The 23,632-nt window shown below is 67.3% G+C and carries 19 protein-coding genes; 12 read left to right on the top strand and 7 right to left on the bottom strand.

Going from position 1 to position 23,632, the window contains the following annotated elements; all coding sequences use genetic code 11:
• The first annotated feature begins 101 nt into the window (after positions 1-101).
• Positions 102-1,199 (top strand): pyridoxal phosphate-dependent aminotransferase, encoded by a 1,098-nt coding sequence (locus tag AUL34_RS12230; protein ID WP_061934169.1) that lies wholly within the window; start codon positions 102-104, stop codon positions 1,197-1,199.
• A gap of 9 nt (positions 1,200-1,208) precedes the next feature.
• On the opposite strand, the gene AUL34_RS12225 is transcribed toward AUL34_RS12230, so the two are convergent.
• Entirely contained in the window at positions 1,209-1,481 is a 273-nt protein-coding gene (locus AUL34_RS12225; RefSeq protein WP_061934167.1) for a hypothetical protein, read from the bottom strand.
• A 342-nt stretch (positions 1,482-1,823) separates the two neighbouring features.
• Between AUL34_RS12225 and AUL34_RS12220 the strand changes: the two genes are divergently transcribed.
• The 4 genes from AUL34_RS12220 to AUL34_RS12205 all read left to right on the top strand — a co-directional run bounded on the left by AUL34_RS12220 (position 1,824) and on the right by AUL34_RS12205 (position 5,279).
• Positions 1,824-2,159, top strand: coding sequence for a DUF2147 domain-containing protein (locus AUL34_RS12220; protein ID WP_244492545.1), 336 nt, complete (start codon positions 1,824-1,826; stop codon positions 2,157-2,159).
• Positions 2,160-2,555: 396 nt separating this feature from the next.
• Positions 2,556-3,677 carry an acyltransferase gene (locus AUL34_RS12215; RefSeq protein ID WP_061934163.1) on the top strand — a complete coding sequence of 374 codons (1,122 nt, stop codon included), beginning with the start codon at positions 2,556-2,558 and terminating at the stop codon, positions 3,675-3,677.
• Between the two features lie 115 nt (positions 3,678-3,792).
• On the top strand, positions 3,793-4,143 hold the full coding sequence (locus AUL34_RS12210; protein ID WP_061934161.1) for a DUF2147 domain-containing protein: 351 nt from the start codon (positions 3,793-3,795) through the stop codon (positions 4,141-4,143).
• Positions 4,143-5,279: an acyltransferase gene (locus AUL34_RS12205; protein WP_061934159.1), complete on the top strand. Its 1,137-nt coding sequence runs from the start codon at positions 4,143-4,145 to the stop codon at positions 5,277-5,279. Before AUL34_RS12210 ends, AUL34_RS12205 begins: the two co-directional genes overlap by 1 nt.
• 4 nt (positions 5,280-5,283) lie before the next feature.
• Here AUL34_RS12205 and AUL34_RS12200 read toward each other — a convergent pair whose 3' ends face one another.
• On the bottom strand, positions 5,284-5,991 hold the full coding sequence (locus AUL34_RS12200) for a glutathione S-transferase family protein (RefSeq protein WP_061934157.1): 708 nt from the start codon (positions 5,989-5,991) through the stop codon (positions 5,284-5,286).
• Positions 5,992-6,173: 182 nt separating this feature from the next.
• On the opposite strand from AUL34_RS12200, the gene AUL34_RS22275 reads away from it, so the two are divergent.
• Genes AUL34_RS22275 through AUL34_RS12190 form a run of 3 tightly spaced genes read left to right on the top strand, consistent with a single transcriptional unit; the run spans position 6,174 to position 8,865 of the window.
• Complete coding sequence (locus tag AUL34_RS22275; protein WP_156420904.1) at positions 6,174-6,323, top strand: hypothetical protein; 150 nt, start codon at positions 6,174-6,176, stop codon at positions 6,321-6,323.
• A 41-nt stretch (positions 6,324-6,364) separates the two neighbouring features.
• Positions 6,365-7,864, top strand: a complete 1,500-nt coding sequence (locus AUL34_RS12195; RefSeq protein WP_061934155.1) for an AMP nucleosidase — start codon at positions 6,365-6,367, stop codon at positions 7,862-7,864.
• Between the two features lie 44 nt (positions 7,865-7,908).
• Entirely contained in the window at positions 7,909-8,865 is a 957-nt protein-coding gene (locus AUL34_RS12190) for an endonuclease/exonuclease/phosphatase family protein (RefSeq protein WP_061934153.1), read from the top strand.
• An 18-nt stretch (positions 8,866-8,883) separates the two neighbouring features.
• On the opposite strand, the gene AUL34_RS12185 is transcribed toward AUL34_RS12190, so the two are convergent.
• Entirely contained in the window at positions 8,884-10,542 is a 1,659-nt protein-coding gene (locus AUL34_RS12185; protein ID WP_061934150.1) for an electron transfer flavoprotein-ubiquinone oxidoreductase, read from the bottom strand.
• Between the two features lie 159 nt (positions 10,543-10,701).
• Here AUL34_RS12185 and AUL34_RS12180 point away from each other — a divergent pair, with 159 nt between their 5' ends.
• The gene (locus AUL34_RS12180; RefSeq protein ID WP_061934149.1) at positions 10,702-11,559 is read left to right on the top strand and encodes a uracil-DNA glycosylase; all 858 of its coding nucleotides are present in this window, start codon (positions 10,702-10,704) and stop codon (positions 11,557-11,559) included.
• A gap of 138 nt (positions 11,560-11,697) precedes the next feature.
• Positions 11,698-12,009 carry a hypothetical protein gene (locus AUL34_RS12175; RefSeq protein ID WP_061934147.1) on the top strand — a complete coding sequence of 104 codons (312 nt, stop codon included), beginning with the start codon at positions 11,698-11,700 and terminating at the stop codon, positions 12,007-12,009.
• A gap of 66 nt (positions 12,010-12,075) precedes the next feature.
• Here the strand turns inward: AUL34_RS12175 and AUL34_RS12170 are convergent, their stop codons facing one another.
• Positions 12,076-13,026, bottom strand: a complete 951-nt coding sequence (locus AUL34_RS12170; protein WP_061934145.1) for a DMT family transporter — start codon at positions 13,024-13,026, stop codon at positions 12,076-12,078.
• Positions 13,027-13,280: 254 nt separating this feature from the next.
• Here AUL34_RS12170 and pepN point away from each other — a divergent pair, with 254 nt between their 5' ends.
• Positions 13,281-15,917, top strand: a complete 2,637-nt coding sequence (gene pepN, locus AUL34_RS12165; protein WP_192845743.1) for an aminopeptidase N — start codon at positions 13,281-13,283, stop codon at positions 15,915-15,917.
• 279 nt (positions 15,918-16,196) lie between these two features.
• Positions 16,197-18,488, top strand: coding sequence for a PAS domain-containing sensor histidine kinase (locus AUL34_RS12160; RefSeq protein ID WP_244492544.1), 2,292 nt, complete (start codon positions 16,197-16,199; stop codon positions 18,486-18,488).
• A 6-nt stretch (positions 18,489-18,494) separates the two neighbouring features.
• Here AUL34_RS12160 and AUL34_RS12155 read toward each other — a convergent pair whose 3' ends face one another.
• Genes AUL34_RS12155 through AUL34_RS12145 form a run of 3 tightly spaced genes read right to left on the bottom strand, consistent with a single transcriptional unit; the run spans position 18,495 to position 23,592 of the window.
• Entirely contained in the window at positions 18,495-21,458 is a 2,964-nt protein-coding gene (locus AUL34_RS12155; protein WP_082653332.1) for a bifunctional [glutamine synthetase] adenylyltransferase/[glutamine synthetase]-adenylyl-L-tyrosine phosphorylase, read from the bottom strand.
• Positions 21,436-22,836, bottom strand: a complete 1,401-nt coding sequence (locus AUL34_RS12150; RefSeq protein WP_156420906.1) for a HAMP domain-containing sensor histidine kinase — start codon at positions 22,834-22,836, stop codon at positions 21,436-21,438. The genes AUL34_RS12155 and AUL34_RS12150 overlap by 23 nt, the downstream gene beginning before the upstream one ends.
• Positions 22,837-22,878: 42 nt before the next feature.
• Positions 22,879-23,592, bottom strand: a complete 714-nt coding sequence (locus tag AUL34_RS12145) for a response regulator transcription factor (RefSeq protein ID WP_082653331.1) — start codon at positions 23,590-23,592, stop codon at positions 22,879-22,881.
• Positions 23,593-23,632 lie beyond the last annotated feature (40 nt).

Here is a 23,632-nt window from a genome sequence, read left to right as displayed (position 1 = left end):
GCCTTCGTTTATCAACGGGTTTTTGGCGCAACGGCAAGACATCTGTCCAGCAGACGCCTGAGTCTCTAAAACGGCAGGACCGACCCGCTGCGAGATCCCGAATGCCGTTCAACGCGCGTACCCTGGCCCTTCCCGCCACGATCCCATTTGTCGGCCCCGAAGCCCTGGAGCGCCGGCTCGGTCGCCCGTTCCTGGCGCGGCTCGGCGCCAACGAAAGCACCTTCGGCCCCTCGCCGCTCGTGGTCGAGGCAATGAGCCGTGCGGCGCGGGACAGCTGGGCCTATGGCGACCCGGAGCATCACGCCCTGCGCGAAGCCATCGCGGCGCATGTCGGCATCCGCTTCGAGGAGGTGGTGGTCGGAGAGGGGATCGACGGCCTGTTCGGCCTGCTGACGCAGATCGTGCTCGAGCCGGGCGACCGCGTCGTCACGTCGCTGGGTGCCTATCCGACCTTCAACTACCATGTCACCGGACACGGCGGCACGCTCGATTTCGTGCCGTACCGCGACGATCGCGAGGACATCGACGCGCTGATCGAACGGATGCGGGAGGTGCGCCCGAAGCTCGTCTACTTCGCCAATCCGGACAATCCGACGGGAAGCTGGCACGAGGCGGACGCCGTTCGGCGCCTGATGGACGCCGTGCCGGAGGGAACGCTTCTGGTGCTGGACGAGGCCTATAGCGATCTCGCGCCGGCGTCGGCGCTGCCGGCGGCGTCCGAGATCCGGCCGAACGTCCTGCGCTTTCGCACCTTCTCCAAAGCCTACGGCATGGCGGGCGTACGCGTGGCATTCGTGTTCGGTGCCGCCGAAACGGTCGCGCATTTCCACAAGGTGCGCAATCACTTCGGGGTATCGCGCATGGCCCAGGCGGGCGCGCTCGCCGCGCTCGGGGATCAGGCTTATCTCGCCGACGTCGTGGGACGGATCGTGCGGGCCCGCTCGCGCCTGGAAGAGATCGCGGCGACCGCAGGTCTGCGCGCCCTGCCCTCGGCTACCAATTTCGTGGCCATCGACTGCGGCCGGGACGGCACCTATGCGCGGCGGATCCTCGAAGGCGTGCTCGAGCACCAAGTCTTCATCCGCATGCCGGGCGTGGCGCCGCTGGATCGCACCATCCGCGTGACGGTCGGCCGGGACGACGAACTCGACCGCTTCGCGCTCGCTCTGGACGCGTCTCTGAGCCGAGCCGAAGGCTGACGGCACGGCTCAGTTGCGGGCGAGCCATTCGCGGGCAAGGCGCAGCGCGCGGCCGATCTCGGCCTTGGTCATCATGGCCGCGAGGTCCTGGCGGTGCGACGCCGCGTCGTCGGAGCCCATCTGGTCGGCAAGGTTGAAGTACATGTGTGCCGACACGAGGTCCGTCTCGCCCTCGCGGCCCGACGCGTAGCGCAGGCCCATCGCGAAAAGCGTCTCGCCGATCGGCGCCGCAAGCCCGAGCGCGGTGCCGAAGTCCCCATCCTGAAGGTCGAAGCGTGCCATGATTCCTGTCCTCTATCCCCGTTGCGCCCCATCGGGGTGCCTGAGACGAGATTGCCAGCGGCCGTTGAACCGGTGCTTAAAATGCTTGCCTAATTGAAGTTGAATTCAGGATTCATCTGTCGGCAAGTCTTGATGTCTTATCCCGCGAACCCCCTGCATTCAGGGCTTTGCGGCGATTCGGTTCAAACTTGCTTCAGCATCTTTCCTTGCCATCCGTTCAGCATGTCTCGCGATCGCATCCGAAACTCGTGCTCTTGGCGATGCGCGCCTTCCCGTTTACGTTTGCGTAAGCCGCAAGGCCCGCGAGCAAGACGGGGCGGCCGGGAGGACCTGATGAAACGATTGGCTTTGACATTCCTGGCGCTGGCGGCGCTGACCAGCGCGGCGGCAGCAGACCCGATCGAGGGAACGTGGCGGATGCCGTCCGGCAACGACGCGCGGATCGCTCCCTGCGGGGGCGACTTCTGCCTGACCTACGTGAACGGTCCGAACAAGGGCAAGACCTTCGGCAAGATGACGCCGTCGGGCGCGGGCGCCTACCAGGGAACCGTCACCGACTATACCAAGGGCGGCAAGGAGTATTCCGGCAAGGGCAAGCTCACCGGGGACACGCTGTCGGTCTCCGGCTGCGTCCTCGGCGGACTGATCTGCCGGTCGCAGTCCCTGACACGCCTCTAGGCGCGGTAGCCGCGGTCCGATCGACCGTTCCAGCGCGTCCGCCTCGACGCGTGAGGCACAGAGCCGCCGTGTTGCGGACCCGCATCTTGCCACGACGTTCGCGGGCTCGGATCTCCTGATCGGTTGCCCGTCCTTCTTCGCTCCGCGCCGTGGGTCCTCTCGACCTGCCACTTCGGCGTGTGTATGGGCAGGACGTCGGGGGAGTCGCGGGCTGCGGTCGGCGAAGCGTCGGGGGCGTGATGTGGGTTGGCCGGAAGGTGGACCAGGCTCATGCAACCCTCATCGAGTGTGACCGATCCAACCAGGCCCCAACGCCAGGCAAGCCCTTGCGGCCGTTCGGCGTGCCGCGCGCCCGCCCGATGGGCCGATGGGTCCGATGAACCGAGGAAAACAAGCATGGCGGTGATGAGCGCCCCCGACGTCGCCGAGCCGGTGATCCACCAATCGGTCTTCCAGCGGCGCGCACGCAACCGCAACCTGCAGTGGCTCCGCGGTGCCGCAGCCCTGTTCGTGCTGCTCTCGCACGCGTCGCACCAGGCGTCGTTCCTGTTCGACTTTCCGGCCCTCACCCGGTCGTTCAACCACGGGTTCGCGGTCCTCGGCGTCGCGGTCTTCTTCGCGATCTCCGGCGCCCTGATGGCCGACATCATCAAGACGACGTCGCCCTACGAGTTCCTGATCCACCGCATCATTCGGATCTATCCGCTTCTCATCGTCTGTTCGATCGTCTTGCCGGTGGTCTTCTTCGGCATTTACGGGATCGACCTGCGGGCGCTGTCGCTGGTGCCGATCGGCGACAAGGGGAACTTCCGCCTCGGCACCGTCGAATGGACGCTGATCTTCGAGCTCTTCTTCTACGTGGTGATCTTCTTCGTCTCGATCCTCGGATACGTCCGCAAGCTCGAAGCGATCGCGGTCGGCGCCATCGTGCTGACGGTGATCGGCGTGATCGTTCGCCCCGAAATCCAGGGGGCGATCTTCGTCAAGATTTACGAGATTCCGCTGCTGTCGGCGACGGCTGCCTTCGCGGGAGGACTGCTGATCCCGAGGCTGATCGAGATGAAGGCTTTCCAGCCCGGGCTTACCGGCGTCGCCATGGCCTGCGCCATGCTGGCCTCGACGATCGACGATATCGGTGTCTGTCGCCTGCTCGGAGCGCTGTCGGCGGTTCTCGTCGTCGGCATCGTGATCTCCCACGACCAGCATGCGGACGACGCCAACCTCCTGTGTCGCGCCGCCACGAAGCTCGGCGACTGGAGCTACGCGATCTACCTCTGCCACATGTCGGTGCTGACATTCGTCTTCACGTCGATATCGGCACCGCCTGTCGTCGAATGGATCCTGGCGATGGGTGCCGCGATCCTGGTCGCCATTCCGCTCGGCATGATCGATATCCGCCTCTACGGATGGCTCCGGCGACGCTCCAACGGGGCCAACCCCCAAACCATCCGGCGCTGGGCCTGGATCTATGTCTGCGTCTATCTGATCATGGCGTTCGTCTTCATCTTCAAGAGCTGACGCCCTGTATCGGTCGTCGCTGCGCGGCGTTGGGGCGCGGGTGAGAGCACAGCCGTCTTGACGCGACGAGCGGTTTCGGGGGATCGCTCGCGCTCGCACAACCGGGAGCCGACCCATGTTCAAACCGTTCGCCGCCGCGACCCTTCTGGCCGTCCTCTGCACGCCGGCCCTTGCGGCCGAGCCGATCGTCGGCACCTGGCGCCTCACGAACGGCGAGACGGTCGACTACAAACCCTGCGGCGCGAAGTTCTGCTCCACCGTCAATTCCGGGGCCTACAAGGGCAAGACGGTGGGCACGGTCGAGGGTAGCGGCACCCGCTACACCGGGACCGTGGTCGATCCCAGCAGCGACAAGAGCTACGACGGGCGCGTCGAGATCACCGGCGACAAGCTGGTCCTGACCGGCTGCGTCGCGAAGGTGTTCTGCCGGTCGCAGACATGGACGCGCGCCGGAAAGTCCGGCTGATGGCCGGCGCCAGCACGGCCGAGACCGCGCACATAGCGCCTCGCTCCGTCGAGGCCGTCCACGAGCCGGTGTTCCAGCGACGCTCGCGCAACCGCAACCTCCAATGGCTGCGGGCGGTGGCTGCGCTGTTCGTCGTGTTCTACCACGCGTCCGGCCATCTGGCGGCCGAGTTCGGCGACGAGCGCTTCGCAGCCGTCTTCAACCATCGGTTCGGCATCCTCGGTGTCGCGATCTTCTTCGCCATCTCCGGTGCGCTGATGGCGGATATCCTGAAGACGACGCCGGCACCGAACTTCCTGATCCACCGCATCCTGCGCATCTATCCGATCTTCATCGTCGCCTCGCTGGTGCTTCCCGTCGTCCTCTTCGGCGACCCCGGAGTGGACATGCGGGCGCTCTCGCTCGTGGCGATCGGCCAGAACGGCAACTACCGACTGATGGTGGAGTGGACGCTCGTCTTCGAGCTCTTCTTCTACGTCGCGCTTTTCCTCGTGGCGGCTGTGGGGCTGGCGCGGCGCCTGGAGGCCGTCGCCGTCGTCGCCCTCCTCCTGTCGATCGCCGGCACGCTGATCGCCCCCGACGGGCAGGCCCGCATCGCGGTGAGTTTCCTCGAAATCCCCATCATGTCGGCGACCGCGGCCTTCGCGGGCGGGCTGCTCATTCCCTGGCTGGTGCGCCGGAACCTCTTCCATCCGGCGTTCGCGGGGCTCGCCGTGGCTGCCGCGATCGCCATTCCCGGCACGAGTTCGGTCGGCGCGGGCCGGCTCCTCGCGGCCGTCGCAGCCGTGATCCTCGTCGGCCTCGCCGTCTCGTTCGAGGCGCGCCGGTCGGACCATTCGACGATGGAGCGCGCCGCCACGAAGCTCGGCGACTGGAGCTATGCGCTCTACCTCTGCCACATGCCGGTGGTCTCGTTCGTCTACAACCACCTGCCGCTCACCGGCGCAGCCGCCTGGACAACGGCCGTCGTCGGGGCAGTCCTGCTCTCGATCCCGCTCGGCATCCTGGATCTGCGGCTCTATGCCTGGCTGCGCAAGCGGTCGGACCGATCCACGCCCGAGAGCTTCCGCCGCTGGGCGTGGATCTATGTCGGCGTCTACGCGATCGTCGCGGTGATCTTCCTGTTCAAGGACTGAGGACTTAGCGCGCCCTTTGGCCGAACAGGACGCTCTGGGCGTTCTTGTCCTGGGCGAGGTTGAGCTTCTCGCGCTCCTCCTTGCCCACCGCCAGGCCCCGCTCCACGGCAGGCCGCGCGTTCAGCGTCTCGAACCAGCGCTTGAGATGGGGGAAGTCGTCGAGGTCCTGCCCCTGGTTCTTGTGCGGCACGATCCAGCCGACGCAGGCCATGTCGGCGATCGAGTATTCGTCGGCCAGGAAGTCGCGCCCCTGAAGCCGCTTGTTCATGACCCCGTACAAACGGTTGACCTCGTTGGTGTATCGGTCGATGCCGTAGGAGATCTTCTCCGGCGCGTACTGGCGGAAATGGTGGGCCTGGCCGGCCATCGGCCCGAGGCCACCGACCTGCCAGAACAGCCACTCGTCGACTGCGACGCGCTTGCGCTCGTCGGCGGGATAGAAGCGGCCGAACTTGCGGGCGAGATATTGCAGGATGGCGCCCGACTCGAAGACCGAGATCGGCTGGCCGCCCGGTCCTTCGGGATCAACGATGGCGGGCATGCGGTTGTTGGGCGAGATCGCCAGGAACTCCGGCTTGAACTGGTCGCCGGCGCCGATGTTGACGAGCTTCAGGTCGTATGGGACGCCCAGTTCCTCCAGAAGGATCGAGACCTTCCAGCCGTTCGGCGTCGGCCAGTAGTGCAATTCGATGGGCTTCGTCTGATCGGCCATGCTGCCTCCGAGCGCTGCGTTGGGCTTCAAACTAGTGCGACGCGGGTCGACTGGCAGCGGCGCGAGGCAGCCGAAACGAGCCGCGATCGGCGAACGCTGCGTGAACGCAGGCTGAACGACGGCTCCAGCCCGAATTCAGCTTCCGTCAGCAATGATCGGGAACGAGAGAAGAGGAGACCGCCGTGATCGTCCGCCTGTCCATCGTCACATCGCTCATGGCCCTCTTCGCGATCAGCTTCTCCACGCTGGTGGAGCAGGATCGCCAGTCCCACGGTCCGCTCGCGACGGCCACGCAGGGCTGCTACGACCGGGGCGCGGTCTGCGTTCGCTAGAGCCCATTTCGCCCGTCACGGACCTCCGCTAAACAGGGTTCATGACCGACCGTTTCGCGCATCCCGCTTCCGAACCCCTGACACCCGCGCCCATCGCGACGCAGGCCTTCACCGATGCTGAGGCTGCGGTCGAGGCGCTGAAGCGGATCTATGCCGCTTCGGCCGACTTCCTGTGCGACAGCTTCGACGAAGTGCTGGAGACGAGCGACACGTCGCGACGCTATCGGGCCTTCTATCCGCAGGTCGCGATCCGCACGGCGGGCCATGCCCGCGTCGATTCGCGCCTGTCCTTCGGCTTCGTGCCGGGCCCTGGCCACTACGCCACCACGATCACCCGGCCCGAACTCTTCGGCGGCTACCTCGTCCAACAGTTCGAGCAGCTCCTGAAGAACCACGGGCAACCCATCGAGGTCGGCGTGTCGAAGACGCCGATCCCGCTGCACTTCGCCCTTCCCGAAGGCACCCATGTCGACGGCGCGCGGGCGGAGAAGCTGAACAAGCCGCTGCGCGACATCTTCGACGTGCCGGACCTCGAGGCGACGGACGATCGCATCGTCAACGGCAACTACGTGCCCAAGCCCGGCGAGCCGCTGCCGCTGGCGCCGTTCACCGCCCAGCGCGTCGACTACTCGCTCCTGCGCCTCGCGCACTACACGGCGACGAGCCCGCAGCATTTCCAGAACTTCGTGCTCTTCACGAACTACCAGTTCTACGTGGACGAGTTCTGCGCCATGGCCCGTCTGCTGATGGAAGACGGCGGGCGGGGCTACGAGAGTTTCGTCGAGCCGGGCAACGTCGTCACCCGTGCCGGCGACAGCAAGCCCGAGCGGGGCCTTGCGCCCCCGCGCCTGCCACAGATGCCGGCCTATCACCTGACCCGGGCCGGCTCGAACGGCATCACCATGGTCAATATCGGCGTTGGCCCGTCCAACGCCAAGACGATCACCGATCATGTGGCCGTCCTGCGCCCGCACGCTTGGCTGATGCTCGGCCACTGCGCCGGGCTGCGCAACACGCAGGCGCTCGGCGATTACGTGCTGGCGCATGCCTATGTGCGCGAGGACCACGTGCTCGACGCCGATCTGCCGGCCTGGGTGCCGATCCCGCCGCTCGCCGAGGTGCAGGTGGCGCTTGAGCAGGCGGTGGCGGACGTGACGGGCCTCGAAGGCTACGATCTCAAACGCATCATGCGGACCGGAACGGTGGCGACCATCGACAACCGCAACTGGGAGCTACGCGACCAGACAGAGCCGGTGGAGCGCCTGTCGAAATCGCGTGCGGTCGCGCTCGACATGGAGTCGGCCACGATCGCGGCCAACGGATACCGGCTGCGCGTGCCCTACGGCACCCTCCTTTGCGTATCCGACAAGCCGCTGCACGGCGAGCTGAAGCTGCCCGGCATGGCGACGGAGTTCTACAAGCGGCAGGTGGCGCAGCATCTGGAGATCGGCATCCGCGCGATGCAGAGTCTCGCCGACATGCCGGTCGAGCGCCTTCATTCCCGCAAGCTGCGCTCCTTCTTCGAGACGGCGTTCCAGTAGCACCTTCGATGACCGATCGCTCGTTTCCGCATCGGAGGCACCGCATGCTGACCGCGCTGATCCTCCTGATCGCTCTCCCACTGGTGCTGGGCTTCGGCGGCCGCTGGTCGGAGCCGCTCGACGCCCTGTCGCATTTCCGGGCACATCTGGCGGTCGGCCTTCTCGTCCTGGCGGGACTGGCGCTGTTCCTCGGCCACTGGTCGAGCGGCGCGATGGGTGCGATCGTGGTGGGCGTGGCGCTCTATACGGTGGCGCCGTTCATCGTGCCGATGAAGCCCGACGTGGTTCCCGGAGCGCCGAGCTACACGCTGCTCCAGATGAACCTCCTCTGGAATGCCGGGGACCACACGGAAACGATCCGCCGCATCGCCGATACCCGGCCCGACATCGTGACGGTACAGGAACTGACGGGTGAATGGCGCGCGTCGCTTCAGGCGCTCGAAGCCACCTACCCCTATCAGGCGATCTGCCTGGAAGCCGACGGATACCACGGCGACTCCGCCCTTCTGTCGCGTCGGCCCTTCGTTCAGGGCTCGGAGCCGCGATGCGACGTCGCCGACTCGCTCGCCGTCGCGCGGATCGATCTGAACGGCGTGGCGGTGACGGTGGCCGCGCACCACCAGCTCTGGCCGTGGCCGCGCGGTCAATGGCGTCGTTTCGCGAGCGTCCGGGATAAGCTCGCCGCCCTGCCCGCGCCGCTGCTTCTCGCCGGTGACTTCAACGCGGTCGGCTGGAGCGCATTCCTCGGCGCCTACGCGAAGGCGACCGGTACGCGCGTCGTGCGCGGTGTCGGGGCAACTTGGATCCTGGAGCGATGGCCGACGGAGGCGGCACGGTTCTTCGGGCTCGGCATCGACAACATCCTCGCCTCGCCCGCCATCACGATCCAGAGCATCGAGCGGCTGCCGGCGACGGATTCGGACCACCTGCCGGTGCTCGTGCGCTTCACCGTCGCGCCTCCGGAGCGGGAGCCGCAGACGGCGGTCGCCGCGCGCGGGTAGCGCACGCGGCAGGCTTCGTCACATCGTTCCGTAGACCGGCCCCTCGGCGCCCTGGGGCGGGACCCAGGTGATATTGCCGTTGGGGTCCTTGATGTCGCAGGTCTTGCAGTGGACGCAGTTCTGCGCGTTGATCTGGTAGCGCGGCGCGTCCGCACCTTCCTCGATCCATTCGTAGACGCCGGCCGGGCAGTAACGCTGCGACAGCCCGGCATAGACGTCGTGCTCCGACGTCTTCTGGAGGCTCATGTCCTTCACCTTGAGATGGACCGGCTGGTCTTCCTCATGGTTCGTGTTCGACAGGAACACCGACGACGTCTTGTCGAACGTGAGCACCCCGTCCGCCTTCGGATAGGCGATCGGCTTGTGCTTGGCGGCAGGCTCGGTCGAGGCGGCGTCGGTCTTGCCGTGGCGCAGCGTGCCGATCAGCGAGCGGCCGATCACCTGATGCGCCCACATGTCGAGGCCGCCGAGCACGACGCCGAGGGCCGTACCGTACTTCGACCAGAGCGGCTTGACGTTGCGCACGCGGAACAGGTCGCGGCCGATCGGCGAGGCACGCCAGCCGGCCTCGTAGGGCGCGAGTTCGTCCTGCGCCCGGCCGGCGGCGATGGCGTCGGCGGCGGCTTCCGCGGCCTGCATGCCCGAAGAGATCGCGTTGTGCACGCCCTTGATGCGCGGCACGTTGACGAAGCCCGCCGAGCAGCCGATCAGCGCGCCGCCCGGGAACACGAGCTTCGGTACCGACTGATAGCCGCCTTCCGAGATCGCCCGCGCGCCATAAGACAGCCGCTTCGCCCCCTGAAGGAGTTCGGCGATGTCGGGATGCGTCTTGAAGCGCTGGAACTCCTCGAACGGGTTGAGATACGGGTTGGCGTAGTTCAGGTGAACGACGAAGCCGACGTAAACCTGATTGTTTTCCAGGTGATACAGGAACGAGCCGCCACCGGTCTTCATGTCGAGCGGCCAGCCGAAGGAATGCTGGATCAGGCCGGGCTTCGCCTTGGCCGGGTCGACCTGCCACAGTTCCTTGATGCCGATGCCGAACTTCGGTGCATCGGCGTCCTTGGCGAGACCGAAGCGGCCGATCAGGTCCTTGGCGAGCGAGCCGCGCACGCCTTCCCCGATCAGCACGTACTTGCCGATCAGTTCCATACCCGGCTGGTAGTTCGGCCCCGGCTCGCCCGAGCGCTCGATGCCCATGTCGCCGGTGGCGACGCCCCGCAGCGCACCGGCCGCGTCGAACAGAAGTTCGGTGGCGGCGAAGCCCGGATAGATCTCGACGCCGAGCGCTTCCGCCTTCTCGGCCAGCCATTTGCAGACGAGGCCGAGCGACACGACGTAGTTGTCGTGATTGTCCATGAGCTTCGGCAGACCGAAGTTCGGCAGGCGAACCGAGCCGTGGGGCCCATAGACGTAGAACTTGTCGCCCGTCACGCGCTGGCGGATCGGCGTTTCCTCGGAGCGCCATTCCGGCAGGAGCACGTCCAGCGAGGACGGGTCGAGTACGCAGCCGGACAGGATATGGGCGCCGACTTCGGAGCCCTTCTCCAGCACCACGACGGAGAGATCGGGGTTCACTTGCTTCAGACGTATCGCCGCCGACAGGCCCGCCGGCCCCGCTCCCACGATCACGACGTCGAATTCCATCGACTCGCGGATGGCGGCTGTCTCTGACACGGGCAAGTTCCTCCGTCTTTGTTCAGTCTGGAACGGGTCCAAATCGTAAGTGCCGCTCATATAGGAATTTTCCGAGCGGTGACACTCGCTGTTCTTACGTAAACGTCATCGGCATCCGTGCGAACGTGCGTTTCGATCGGATGACCGGTATGAGGGAGCATGTCTATAACCGACGCGACAACCTTCCCGGAAGAATGGACCGCCTTGCTCGCCTGGTATGAGCTGGCGGGTGTTTCGACCTTCGTCGGTGAGACGCCGCGCGATCGCTTCGCGGAGACGGAAGCGGAGGCAGGCCGACGCCGTGCGCCGACGACGACGCCGCGTCCCGCGGAAGCGAAGTCCAGCACGCCCGCGCCCAAACCGGCCACCGTCGTGGCTCGGCCGGCAGCGATCCCGCCGGATGCCGATGCGACCTCGGCGGCGGACGCGCGCGCGAAGGCGGCGCAGGCCGCGTCCCTTGCCGAGCTTCGCGACATGCTCGCCGCCTTCACCGGATGTGGCCTGCGCCAGACGGCCAAGCATCTCGTGTTCGGAAACGGCGCGGAGGATGCCGACGTCATGTTCGTCGGCGAGGCGCCGGGCCGCGACGAGGATCTGGCCGGCGAGCCTTTCGTCGGCAAGTCGGGCCAGCTCCTCAACCGGATGCTCGCCGCGATCGGGATCGAGCGCGATGCGGTGCGCGTCACCAACACCGTGCCCTGGCGCCCACCGGGGAACCGCGCTCCGACGCCCGCCGAGACCGAAGCCTGCCTGCCGTTCACGCTCCGGCATATCGAGCTGGTCCGGCCCCGCGTTCTGGTTTGCGTCGGTTCCTCGTCGTGCCGGGCGCTCCTGCGCTCGGACGAAGGCATTACGCGACTGCGGGGGCGATGGCTTTCGCTGACGACACCCGGCGGCATGGACATCGCGGCGATGCCGATGCTCCACCCGGCGTTCCTGCTTCGCCAGCCGGCGCAAAAGCGCCTCGCGTGGCGCGACTTCCAGTCGCTGCGGGAGCGGCTGGGCGAGACTGCCTGACGCCGCCAACCAATAAGAGAAACTTACTAAGTCGATGAAACCGGATCGCCGAAGGGGCGTTAGGAGGACGAAACACGGGTGAAGTCGACCACCGGACGGGGTGAGCGGCGCCCGATCCCAGGATGAGGAGTTTCGATCATGAAGACCAAGACCATGATCGCAGCAGCCCTGATCGCCTCCACGGGCTTTGGAACCGCAGCGCTGGCGCAGCAGACGAGACCGGCGCTGACGGGTCAGGAAAAGACCGTTCGCTACCATCACGATCAGCAGGAGAAGGCCTGGAACGACCAGCGCCTGAACCACGGCCGCACGACCGAGAGCGCGACGTTCGGCGCACCCAATCGCCAGACATTCGGTCGCGAGCGGGCGCAGGAGGAAGCGGCACCGTCGTCGTTCGGCGTCCCCGGTTCCGGGGCGGCGTTCTACAACTACACCCCGCCGAAGGACTGAGCCTTCGGCTGATCGCCGAAACGAACCAAAGATGGGGCGTGGACCGACTGGGGTCCGCGCCCCTCTTCAGTTCTGGGGCGGGGAGACGCTTCGCGCCCGCTTGCGTTCGATACCGAGCCGATGCTCGCGCAAGATGATGAACACACCCGCCGACACCACGATGGCGCCGCCGAGAAGCGTGGTCGGGCTCGCCACCTCGCCGAACAGTGCCGCGCCGATCGCCACCGCCATGAGCATGGACGTGTATTCGAAGGGCGCGATGGTGGACGCTTCCGCGTAGCGATAACAGGCCGTGAGAAGCAACTGCCCGATCCCGCCGAAGATGCCGGCGAGCACCAGAAGCGAGGCCTGCCACGGGCTGGGCCAAACCCATCCGAAGGGTAGGCTCACAAGGGCGATCACGCTGCAACAGATGGAGAAGTAGACGACGATCGTCGTGGTCGGCTCCGTGCGCACGAGACGGCGCACCTGGATCATGGCTACCGCCGCGAAGGCGGCGCCGGCGAGCGAGGCGATCATGCCGAGGCGCTGGGCCCCGGAGAGCGTGCCGACGTCGAGCGACAGGTTGGGCGCGATCACGACGACGATGCCGCACAGACCGACCAGCACCGCCGTCCAGCGGAAGCGCCCGACGTGTTCGCGCAGGAAGATCGCGGCGAACACCACCGTCAGGAGCGGCGATGCGTAGGAGATCGTGATCCACTCGGGGTAGGGCAGCCGCCCGATCGCATAGAACCCGAACGCCATGGACGTGACGCCGATCGCGCCGCGGATGAAGTGGCCGCCGATGTCGCGCGTATGGAAGGCGGTGCGAAGCGTTCCCAACCAGCAGAGGTAGGCGAGCACCGGCACGAGCGCGAAGAAGGAGCGGAAGAACACGAGCTGGCCGGCCGGGATCTCCGGACCGAGTGCCTTCAGCGTGGTCTGCATGCCCACGAACACGGTGACGGACACGACCTTGAGGCCGATGCCGAGCATGGGCCTGAGGGCGAGCGCATGGGGAGGCGAGGCATTCATGACGGCGGATCGGCTTCGGCTGAGGACGGCGCGGCCACGCCTTCGGACGGAATGCGACGCAGCCACCGGCCGGCGGACTCGGGCGAGCGCCAGGGTCCTCTTTAGGCTGCCTCCTTCCGAGCGTCGAGGCGGGAAACCGTCGCTCCGCCTCACCTTTCGCGACGGCGGCTGCCGATACGTGAGCGCGGATTGCCGTTGGCAAGCGCACCGGCGACGATTATCCCGTTGCGATCGATATGGGAGACGCCTCCGCCATGCTGCGCACCGACGACGGCCAAGTGATCCGCCTTTCGGACTACCGTCCGCCCGCCTTCCGGATCCGGCACGTCGAGATGCGGATCGCGCTCCACGACGGGCACGCCGACGTCGAGACCACGATCCATGCCGAGCGCGCCGAGGGTGCCGATCCGGCCGAGCCGCTGGTCCTCGACGGCGACGCGTTGCGCCTGGTCTCGCTCCACCTCGACGATGCCGCGGTCGACCCCGCCCGCTTCGAGGTCTCCCCTGATCGCCTGACGGTGCGCGATCTGCCCGCCGTCCCCTTCGCGTTGCGGATCTCGACCCGGCTCGAGCCGGAGAAGAACACCGAACTCATGGGGCTCTACCGCTCCAACGGCATCTGGTGCACCCAGTGCGAGGCGGAGGGCTTTCGCCGCATCACCTACTTCCTCGACCGGCCGGACGTGCTGGCGACCTACCGCGTGCGCCTGGAGGCCGACCGGGACGCGGCGCCGATCCTCCTGTCGAACGGCAACCCGGGGGAAAGCGGCGATCTCGGCGGCGGACGGCATTTCGCGGTCTGGGACGACCCGCACCCCAAGCCGTCCTATCTCTTCGCCCTTGTGGCGGGGCGTCTCGACGTCCTGGAGGACACGTTCCGGACGGCGAGCGGGCGCCCGGTCGACCTTGCGATCTACACCGAGCCCGGCCTCGCCGATCGCGCGGCCTACGCGATGGACGCCCTCAAGCGCTCGATGGTCTGGGACGAGCGCCGCTTCGGGTGCGAATACGACCTCGACGTCTTCAACATCGTCGCGATCTCGGACTTCAACATGGGCGCGATGGAGAACAAGGGCCTCAACGTCTTCAACCACAAGTATGTTCTGCTCGCGCCCGACACCGCGACGGACGGCGACTATGCGGGCGTCGAGACCGTGATCGCCCACGAATACTTCCACAACTGGACGGGCAATCGCATCACCTGCCGCGACTGGTTCCAGCTGTGCCTCAAGGAAGGGCTGACGGTCTACCGCGACCAGGAGTTCAGTGCCGACGAGCGCTCGCGGACCGTCAAGCGCATCGCCTCCGTCCACGGCCTCAAAGCGCAGCAGTTTCCCGAAGACCAGGGACCGCTGCAGCACCCCGTGCGCCCGACGCAATACCGCGAGATCAACAACTTCTACACGGCGACGATCTACGAGAAAGGCGCCGAGCTCGTCCGCATGCTGGCGACGATCCTCGGCGAGAACGGTTTTCGCGCCGGAATGGACCTCTACTTCGCGCGGCACGACGGCGATGCGGCGACGATCGAGGACTTCCTGCGCTGCTTCGCCGACGCGACGGACACCGACCTCCAGCAGTTCGCGCTCTGGTACGAGCAGGCCGGCACGCCGGACCTCGAGGTGCGCGAAAGCTATGCGGACGGGCGCTTGACCGTGTCGCTGCGTCAGAACCTTGCGAAGGGTGCGGCGGGGACGGGCACGGAGCCGATGCACATCCCGATCCGCTTCGGGCTGGTCGGCGGCAACGGCGCGGACATGGATGCGAACCCTCTCGCCGGCGCTGCCGAGGTCGAGGGCGACGTGATCCATCTCGTCACCGCCGAGGCGGACGTCGTGTTCGCGGGTCTGTCCGAGCGCCCTCGCCTGTCGATCCTCCGGGACTTCTCGGCCCCCGTCACCCTTCGCCACGAGCAGAGCCGCGAGGACCGTCTGGCGCTGGCGCGGCTCGACCCCAACGGGTTCGGGCGCTGGCGTGCACTGACCGACCTCCTGGGCGAAGCCCTGCGCGACGCGTCCGTCGCGGGCAGCTCCGCTCCGCTCGACCCGCGCCTCGTCGAGGCGCTGGTTGATTGCGCGGCGGAAGAGGCGCTCGAGCCCGCGCTCCGCGCGCAGATGATCGCTGTCCCCGGAGAATCCGAGATCGGACGGCTGGTCGGCACGAACGTCGATCCGGAAGCCGTGCACGGTGCGAGGGAGGACGCGATCCGTTGCGTCGCGAAGGCAGGCGAGCGAGCGTTCCGTGCGGTGCGCGACGCGCTGGCACGGCCGGGCGAGACCTTCGGCGCGGATGCCGCAAGCGCCGGAAGGCGCGCCCTGCGCAACGCGCTCCTGATGTTCCTCAGCGCCGCCGACGAGGATCCCGCCTCGACCTTCGAGGCCTTCCTCGCTGCGGACAACATGACCGACCGGATGGCGGCGGCGACGATCCTCGCCCATCGTTTCCCGGATGCGCCGGAAACGGCGGAGGCGCTCGATCGCTTCTACCGCGCCTTCGAGGCCGACCCGCTCGTCCTCGACAAGTGGTTCACCCTGCAGGCGACCGTGCCGCACCCGGCGACCCTCGACACGGTGCGCGAGCTCGCCCGCCACCCGAAATTCACGCTCGCCAACCCCAATCGGGCCCGTGCGCTGATCGGCGGCTTCGCCACGGGCAACCAGCGCGTCTTCCACCGAGCCGACGGCGAGGGATACCGGTGGACCGCGGAGCGTCTGGAAGAGCTGGACCGGCTGAACCCGCAGACCGCAGCGCGGCTGGCCACCTCGTTCCGCTCCTGGCGCTCGTTCGAGCCCGGACGCCGGGAACAAGCCCGCCTGGCACTGGCGGACCTTGCCGGTCGCCCCGGTCTCTCGCGCGATCTCAGCGACATCCTCGACCGCACACTGACGTGACGCCGCGATGAAAATTTCCGCAAAAATGTCTCGTTAACCACAGCTGGCGAAAGCTGCGGAAAAGCCCTGTTGATCCTGTGCAACAATGAGAAATCAGGATTGCACAGCGCCTCGCCGTTCGCCCCGCGCTTCTGGACAAGCGAGTCCCCGTCTGATTCATTGCTTGTGGGATTCGGGCTTGCGGCGCCCGGATCGCATGCAGCGACGAGGGATGGATCAATGGGTTCGGACGCGACAAGCGCTCCGGCAGGGAATGACTCATCCCTTGCTCCGGAGAAGTTGACGACCTTCATTGAGCGCGCGCGCCGCCGTATTCCACAGACGAGCCTCGATCGGATCGCCGAACTGGAACCCGTGCTTCGCCGATCGATTCCCGTCTTCGTCGTCGGCTTCCTGGTGCTCATCGCCGCGGTGCGGCTCGCCGCGCTGATCGAGGAGCGCGATGCGATGGAGCAGCGCGCCAGCGAAGACCTCCAGATCGCATCCAGCCTTCTGCGCGCCGAGGACGCGGCGCTCGACGCTCGCACCGACGACCCGGCCACGCGCGCCCAGATCCTCGTGAACAGCGCCCTGCCCCTTTACGTCAAGGCGAACGGGCTGATCGCGATGGTGACCGACAAGACCGGACGCGTGGTTGCCACGACGCCGGGGCACGAGGTCGCTCTCGGCCACGAAATCGATACGCTGATCGACGGCGGCCAGCCGCTTCTCGTGTTCGGGGAACGCGCGGGCGTTCTCGACGTCCACTGGGGCGCAAACGACGCGATGGCCTCGTCCGCCCTCCTGTCCGGGCCGCTCGGCAGCGTCGTGCTCCTGCGCGAGGACGCGCATGTCTTCGCCGACTGGCGCCGGTCGGTCTCGCTCAGCGTCACGCTGTTCTGCGTGACCGCGCTCGTGCTTCTGGCCATCCTCGTCGCCTATTTCCGTCAGGCGACGCGCGCCGTCGCGGCCGACCGGCTGCTCAACGAACAACACCACCGGGTCGAGACGGCGCTGTCGCGCGGGCGCTGCGGATTGTGGGACTGGGACCTGTCGCGCGGGCGCATGTTCTGGTCGCGCTCCATGTACGAGATGCTCGGCCTGCCGCCGCGCGACGGCGTCCTGTCCTTCGCGGAGGTCTCCAACCTCCTGCACCCGGATGACGGATCCTTCTTCGAGTTCGCCCGCCAGATCGCTTCGGGAAGCGTCGGCAACATCGAACGCTCGTTCCGCATGCGTCACGTCGACGGCCAGTACCTCTGGCTGCGCGCCCGCGCCGAGATCGTGCGCAACCCGGACAACGACATCCACCTGATCGGCGTCGCCGTGGACATCAGCGAGAACCATCTCCTCGCGCAGATGACCGACGAGGCCAACCTGCGGCTGCAGAACGCGGTGGAGAACATCTCCGAGACGTTCGTCCTGTGGGACGCCGACCATCGCCTCGTCCTGTGCAACACCAAGTATCAGGAGGTCTTCGGCCTTTCGGATCAGGACGTGCGTCCCGGCACGCCGTTCGAGACCGTGCGCGCCAAGGCGCGCCGGCCCATCGAGGAGCGCAAGCTGACCAGCCCGAGCTTCGTCTACGGCGAGCGCGCCACCGAGACACTGCTCGCCGACGGACGCTGGCTTCAGGTCTCCGAGCGCGTGACGGGCGACGGAAGCCACGTGTCGATCGGCACGGACGTGACGCAGTTGAAGGTGCACCAGGAGCGCCTGTCCGATTCCGAGCGCCGCCTCATGGCGACCATCAACGACCTGTCGACCGCACGCCGCGACGCGGAGGCGAAGGCCAAGCAGCTCGCCGAGCTCAATCGCAACTACATGATCGAGAAGGAGCGGGCCGAGAGCGCCAACCAGGCGAAGACCACCTTCCTCGCCAACATGAGCCACGAGCTGCGCACGCCGCTGAACGCCATCATCGGTTTCTCCGAGATCATGCGCGAGGAAAGCTTCGGTCCCATCGGCAACGGCAAGTACACGGAGTACGCCGCCGACATCCACCAGAGCGGCCACTATCTCCTGAAGCTGATCAACGACATCCTTGACATGTCCAAGATCGAAGCCGGCCGCCTCGCGCTGGCCCACGAGGATATCGACCTCGCGTCGATCCTCGACGAGGCGGTGCGCATCGTGCAGGTTCCGGCGAACTCGAAATCGCTGCGCATCGGCGTGGAGATGCCGGGCGTGCTCCCGCTGAGCGGCGACCGCCGCGCCACCAAGCAGATCCTTCTCAACCTTCTCGCCAACGCGGTGAAGTTCACGGCGCCCGGCGGCGACGTGCGGGTGCGCACCCGCCTGCGCGGCACGCACGCGGTCATCACGATCGTCGACAACGGCATCGGCATCCCGCGCGAGGCGCTCAAGAGCCTCGGCAAGCCGTTCGAGCAGGTCGAGAACGAATTGACCCGTACCCACAAGGGCACCGGCCTCGGGCTTGCCATCGCGCGCTCTCTCATCGAGCTGCAAGGCGGCACGATGTCGATCACCTCGCGGCCGGGCCGCGGCACCGCCGTCAGCTTCCGCCTGCCCTGCCCCGGCTGCGCCGAGGCCGCGGGCGAGAAGCCTGCCGTTCTGCCGCGCGCGGCCTGAACGCGATCAGGCGCCGGTGGCGCCGCGATAGGGGATCGTCGCCTCGAAGACATGGCGGACCTCCCGCGCGGCTTGAGCGATCTGCGGCTCGATGCCGGACCGGTCGGCGAGATCGAGCGAGGCGGCGATACGATCGGCCAGCGGTCCCGGCACGTCCGCGACATTGAACGCGCGGTCTCCACCGAGGCGCAGGATCTGCATGACGCGCGTCATCTCGCGCATCGCCTTGGGAAGATGATCGCCGGTGACGTCGCGATCGCGCAGCCGTTGACGCAGAACCTCGATCACCGTGCCGGTCGGCTCGCCGATGAAGTCGAGCGGCACGATCCCGGTCAGGATGCTCCATTGCGCCAGGAACTCGAGGTCGGTCAGCCCGCCGGCGATGCGCTTCAGATCGAGCGCTCCGCGCGCGGGCTTCTGGCCATCCAGCCGGGCGCGCATATCGGCGACGTCGTCGGACAGGAGCGGATCGGCCTCGTGCGAACGGATCGCCTCGTGCACGGCCTCGCGGATCTCGTCGCACAGTCGCTCGTCCCCCGCCATCGGGCGCGAGCGCGTCAGCGCCATTCGCTCCCAGGTCCAGGCCTCGGCCTGGTACTTGCGGAACGCGCCGATCTGGGTGGCCAGCGGCCCCTTGTTTCCCGACGGGCGCAGACGGAAGTCGACTTCGTAGAGCACCCCTTCCGCCGTCGGCGAGGTCAAGGCCGAGATCAGGCGCTGCGTCAGGCGGGCGTAGTAGGTCGAAACCGGCAGCGGCCGGGTGCCGTCCGAGCTTTCCGCCTCCGCATCGTGGTCGTAGAGCAGCATCAGGTCGATGTCGGACGTGGCCGTCAGCTCGCGCGAGCCGAGACGCCCCAGACCAAGAACCGCGATCCGGCCGCCCGCGACCCGCCCATGGGTGCGCACGAACTCACCTTCGACCGCACCCAGCACTTCGCCCAGCACCGCCTCCGCGAGATCGGAGAAGGCGAGCCCCGCCGCTTCCCCTTCCAGGGCGCCCGAGAGAAGCCGCACGCCGACGAGAAAGCGCTGCTCCGATGCGAAGATGCGCAGACGGTCGAGCCGCTCCTCGAAGAAACGAGCGTCGGCAAGGAAGGCGGTGAGCCGCTCGCGGATGAGATCGCGCGTCGGGAGTTCCGAAAAGAAGGCGGGATCGAGAAGGGCGTCGAAGACGTGCGGACGGCGAGCGATCGTGTCGGCGAGGCGCGGAGAGGCGGTGATGATGCGCGCCAGGAGTTCCAGTAGCCGCGGGTTGGAAGCGATGAGCGAGAAGAACTGGAGGCCCGACGGAAGGCCTTCCAGAAAGCGGTCGAATGCGGCGAGCGCACCGTCCGGGTCGGCACCGCCGGCGAAGGCCTGGAGCAGGGACGGCAGAACGGCGACGAACTGCTCGCGCGCGGCCTCCGAGCGCATGGCGCGATAGCGTCCCGATCCCCAGCGGTGGACGATCCGTCCGATGTCGGCCGGCCGGTTGTAGCCACGCTCCGCAAGCCAGCCGAGCGCCGCCGCGTCGGCTTCGTCCTCCAGGAGGGCATCGACGCCGGTCTCGTCGTCACGCGCGGCGCGGCCGTCGGAGAACAGGGCCGAGAACCGCGCCTGAACGCTCCGCAGACGCCGAAGGAGCGCGGCTTCGAAATCCTCCAGGCCCTCGAAGTTGCAAAGCCGTGCGATCCGCACGAGGTCCTCCCTCGCGGTCGGGAGCGTGTGGCTCTGCTCGTCGGCGACCATCTGGATCGCATGCTCGACCCGGCGCAGGAACCAGTAGGCTTCCGTCAGCTCGGCCGCGACGCCCGGCGCGACCCAGCCTTCCGCCGCCAACCGCTCCAGTGCCTCGTCGGTCCGCCGGGTCCGCAACTGGGGCAAACGGCCGCCGGCGATGAGCTGCTGCGCCTGCGCGAAAAACTCCACCTCGCGGATACCGCCCTGCCCGAGCTTGACGTTGTGCCCGGCCGTGGCGATTCCCTCGAATCCGCGATGGCGGTCGATCTTGGACTTCATCGCCTGGATGTCGGCGATGGCCACGAAGTCGAGATAACGGCGCCAGACGAACGGGGCGATCTCGCGCTGGAAACCGGCGCCGACCGCCGGGTCGCCGGCAACCGGTCGCGCCTTGATCATCGCGGCCCGCTCCCAGTCCCGCCCCGCACCCTCGTAGTAGATCAGCGCGGACGGGATCGGGATCGCGAGCGGCATGGCGGAGGGGTCCGGGCGCAGCCGCAGGTCGGTGCGGAAGACATATCCGTCGCGCGTGCGCTCCCCGATCATCCGAACCAGTCGCCGGCCGAGGCGCGAGAACATCTCGACGCTCTCGCTCTGGTCGAGGATGGCTGATGTCTCGGGTTCGAAGAACAGGATGATGTCGATGTCGCTGGAGTAGTTCAGCTCGCGACCCCCGAGCTTGCCCATGCCCAGCACCGTCAGCCCGCATCCGGTTTCGGGATCGGCGGGGTCCGGAAGCGCCAGCTGGCCGCGCCGTTGCAGGTCCGCGAGGCAGAAGCGAAGCGCCCGGCGGATGGCGGCCTCGGCAAGGTCCGACAGGTCGGCCGTCGTCCGTTTCGCGTCAGCGGCGCCGAACAGATCGCGCAGGGCGATCAGCAGCGACGCTTCGGCCTTGGCCTGCCGCAGGAACGCCATTTCCGACGCCTCCGAGACGTCGGCCGGTATGCCCTGCCCGAGTTCGTCGATGATCGAGCGAACGCGCTCCCCGGCGTCCTCGTCGAACAGGCGGTCGATCCAACTTGGGGACCGTTCCGCGACGGTGGCCAGATGTGGCGAGAGGGAAAACGCCGCGATCAGCCGCCCGGCGTCGGAGCAGCCTTCGGTCTCGAGCCATCCGGCCAGACGGTCCATGCCCGCATCGCGCGCGCGCGCGGCGAGCTCCTGACGGCGCTTGGCGAACTCCTGATCATCGTAGGGGTGCAGCGTGGCGGTCCCGCCGATCTTCAGCTCAAGGCGCGCGGGCTCCGTCATGCGGCTGAACAACCCTTTCCAGAGGAATCTCCAGCGTGACTTTGAGGCCCGGCGCCGCATCGTCAAGCGAGAGTGTGCCGCCGTGGATGGTGGCGACGGCCTGGACCAGGGAAAGACCGAGGCCCGAGCCGGGCTTCGAGCGGCTCTCGTCCAACCGGTAGAAGCGCTCCAGCACGCGCTCGCGCTTGTCGGCCGGCACGCCGCTTCCGTTGTCGGCGACCGAGACGAGGCAATGGTCGCCCCGCCGTTCGACGACGACGCGGATCTCCAGCGGCCGCTCGGACAGACCGTATTTCAGCGCGTTGTCCAGAAGGTTGGAAACGGCCTGGGAGATCAGCTCGCGGCTGACCGGCGCGACGACGGGCTCGGGCGCCTCGAGGACGAGCCGCCCGCCGGCATCCTCGGCCAAGGGCTCGTAGAGTTCTGCGACATCCGAGACGATCGAGGACAGGTCGACCTCGCTCTTCAACGCGGGGTGGGAGCCCGCCTCGACGCGGCTGATCATCAGCAGCGCGTCGAAGGTGCGGATCATCCCATCGGCTTCCGCGAGCACAGCCTCCAGCGCGTTTCGTCCGTTGCGCTCGGGATCGGCGTCCCCGAGCGCGGCCTCCACACGGTTGCGCAACCGCGTCAACGGCGTCTTCAAATCGTGGGCGATGTTGTCCGACACTTGCCGGAGCCCTTCCTGCAGCAGAGCGATGCGCGCGAGAAGCACGTTCAGCTTCTCGGACAGTCGATCGAACTCGTCGCCGGTCCCGGTCACGGGTAGCCGCTCGGACAGGTCACCTCCCATGATGCGGGCGGTCGCCGCGGACATGCGGTCGAGCCGATGCAACGCGGTGCGGCCGACCAGGAACCAGGCGAGGAGTGCCCCGAAGCTCATCAGGAGCAGCGCCAGGATCAGGGCGTTGCGGACGATCAACCGGATCCGTTCCTGATCGCTCTGATCTCGCCCCACGAGGAGCCGCATCCCGTTGGGAAGCTGCACGACCTCGGCGACGGCCGTGTGATAACGATCCTGGTCGGTCTCGGTGAAGCGCGCGTAGCGGAAGGGCTTGGTCTTGAAGCCCGGCTCGTCCAGGACGCCCGCTTCGAGACTCTGCACGTTGCCAGCGAGGATCAGGCCGGTCCCGTCGGTCACGAGATAGAGCGGCGCGCCCGGCTGGCGCGCGCGGCGGTCGATCGCGCGCACGATGCCCGAGATGCCCGTGGTCTGGTAGATGCGGTCGAGAACCTCGATCTCGTCGTCGATCGCATCCTGGCTCTGCGACTGCAGGATGGAAGACGCCGTTTCCGTCACGTAGACGAGAAGGATCGCGGCAAAGAGCGCGAAGAGCGCGAGATAGACCGCCGAAAGCCGCACGGCGGTGACACGCATCAGCTCGCGAACGCGCAGGATCGTCGGCCGGCGCAAGGACCCTCAGTCCCCGGCGCGGATGATGTATCCGGACCCGCGAACCGTATGCAGGAGGGGCTCGCCGAACTCGCGCTCGATCTTCGAGCGGAGGCGCGAGATATGAACGTCGATCACGTTGGTCTGTGGGTCGAAATGGTAGTCCCAGACATTCTCGAGAAGCATGGTTCGCGTCACAACCTGGCCGGCATGCTTCATCAGATATTCCAGGAGGCGGAACTCGCGCGGCTGAAGGGTGATCGGTTTGCCGGCGCGACGCACCTCGTGCGACAGGCGGTCGAGCTCCAGATCGCCGACGCGATACACCGTCTCGACGTCCTTGGTCCCGCGTCGCCGGCCCAAGATCTCGATGCGGGCCAGAAGCTCGGAGAAGGCGTAGGGCTTGGGGAGATAGTCGTCGCCGCCGGCACGAAGGCCCTTCACCCGGTCGTCCACCTGGCCCAGCGCGGACAAGATGAGGATCGGCGTGGCATTGCCTTTCTCGCGCAGCGCGGAGACGACCGACAGGCCGTCGCGCTGCGGCAACATGCGGTCCACGACGAGAACGTCGTAGGCCTGCGTCAGCGCCATGTGCAATCCCATCTCGCCGTCCGCCGCATGGTCCGGCACATGGCCGGACTCCCGCAGGGCCTTCGCAAGGTAGGAGGCGGCCTCCCGGTCGTCTTCGATGATGAGGATGCGCATGTGATCCGATTTAGAGGACGGCGCGGACATCGTCATCGTGAATATCCTTCGATGAAGCGGGCGAACAGGGGCGGCG

The sequence above is a fragment of the Aureimonas sp. AU22 genome (assembly GCF_001463745.1).
Classification (GTDB): Bacteria; Pseudomonadota; Alphaproteobacteria; order Rhizobiales; family Rhizobiaceae; genus Aureimonas.
This window is presented reverse-complemented; position numbering and strand designations above follow the sequence as displayed.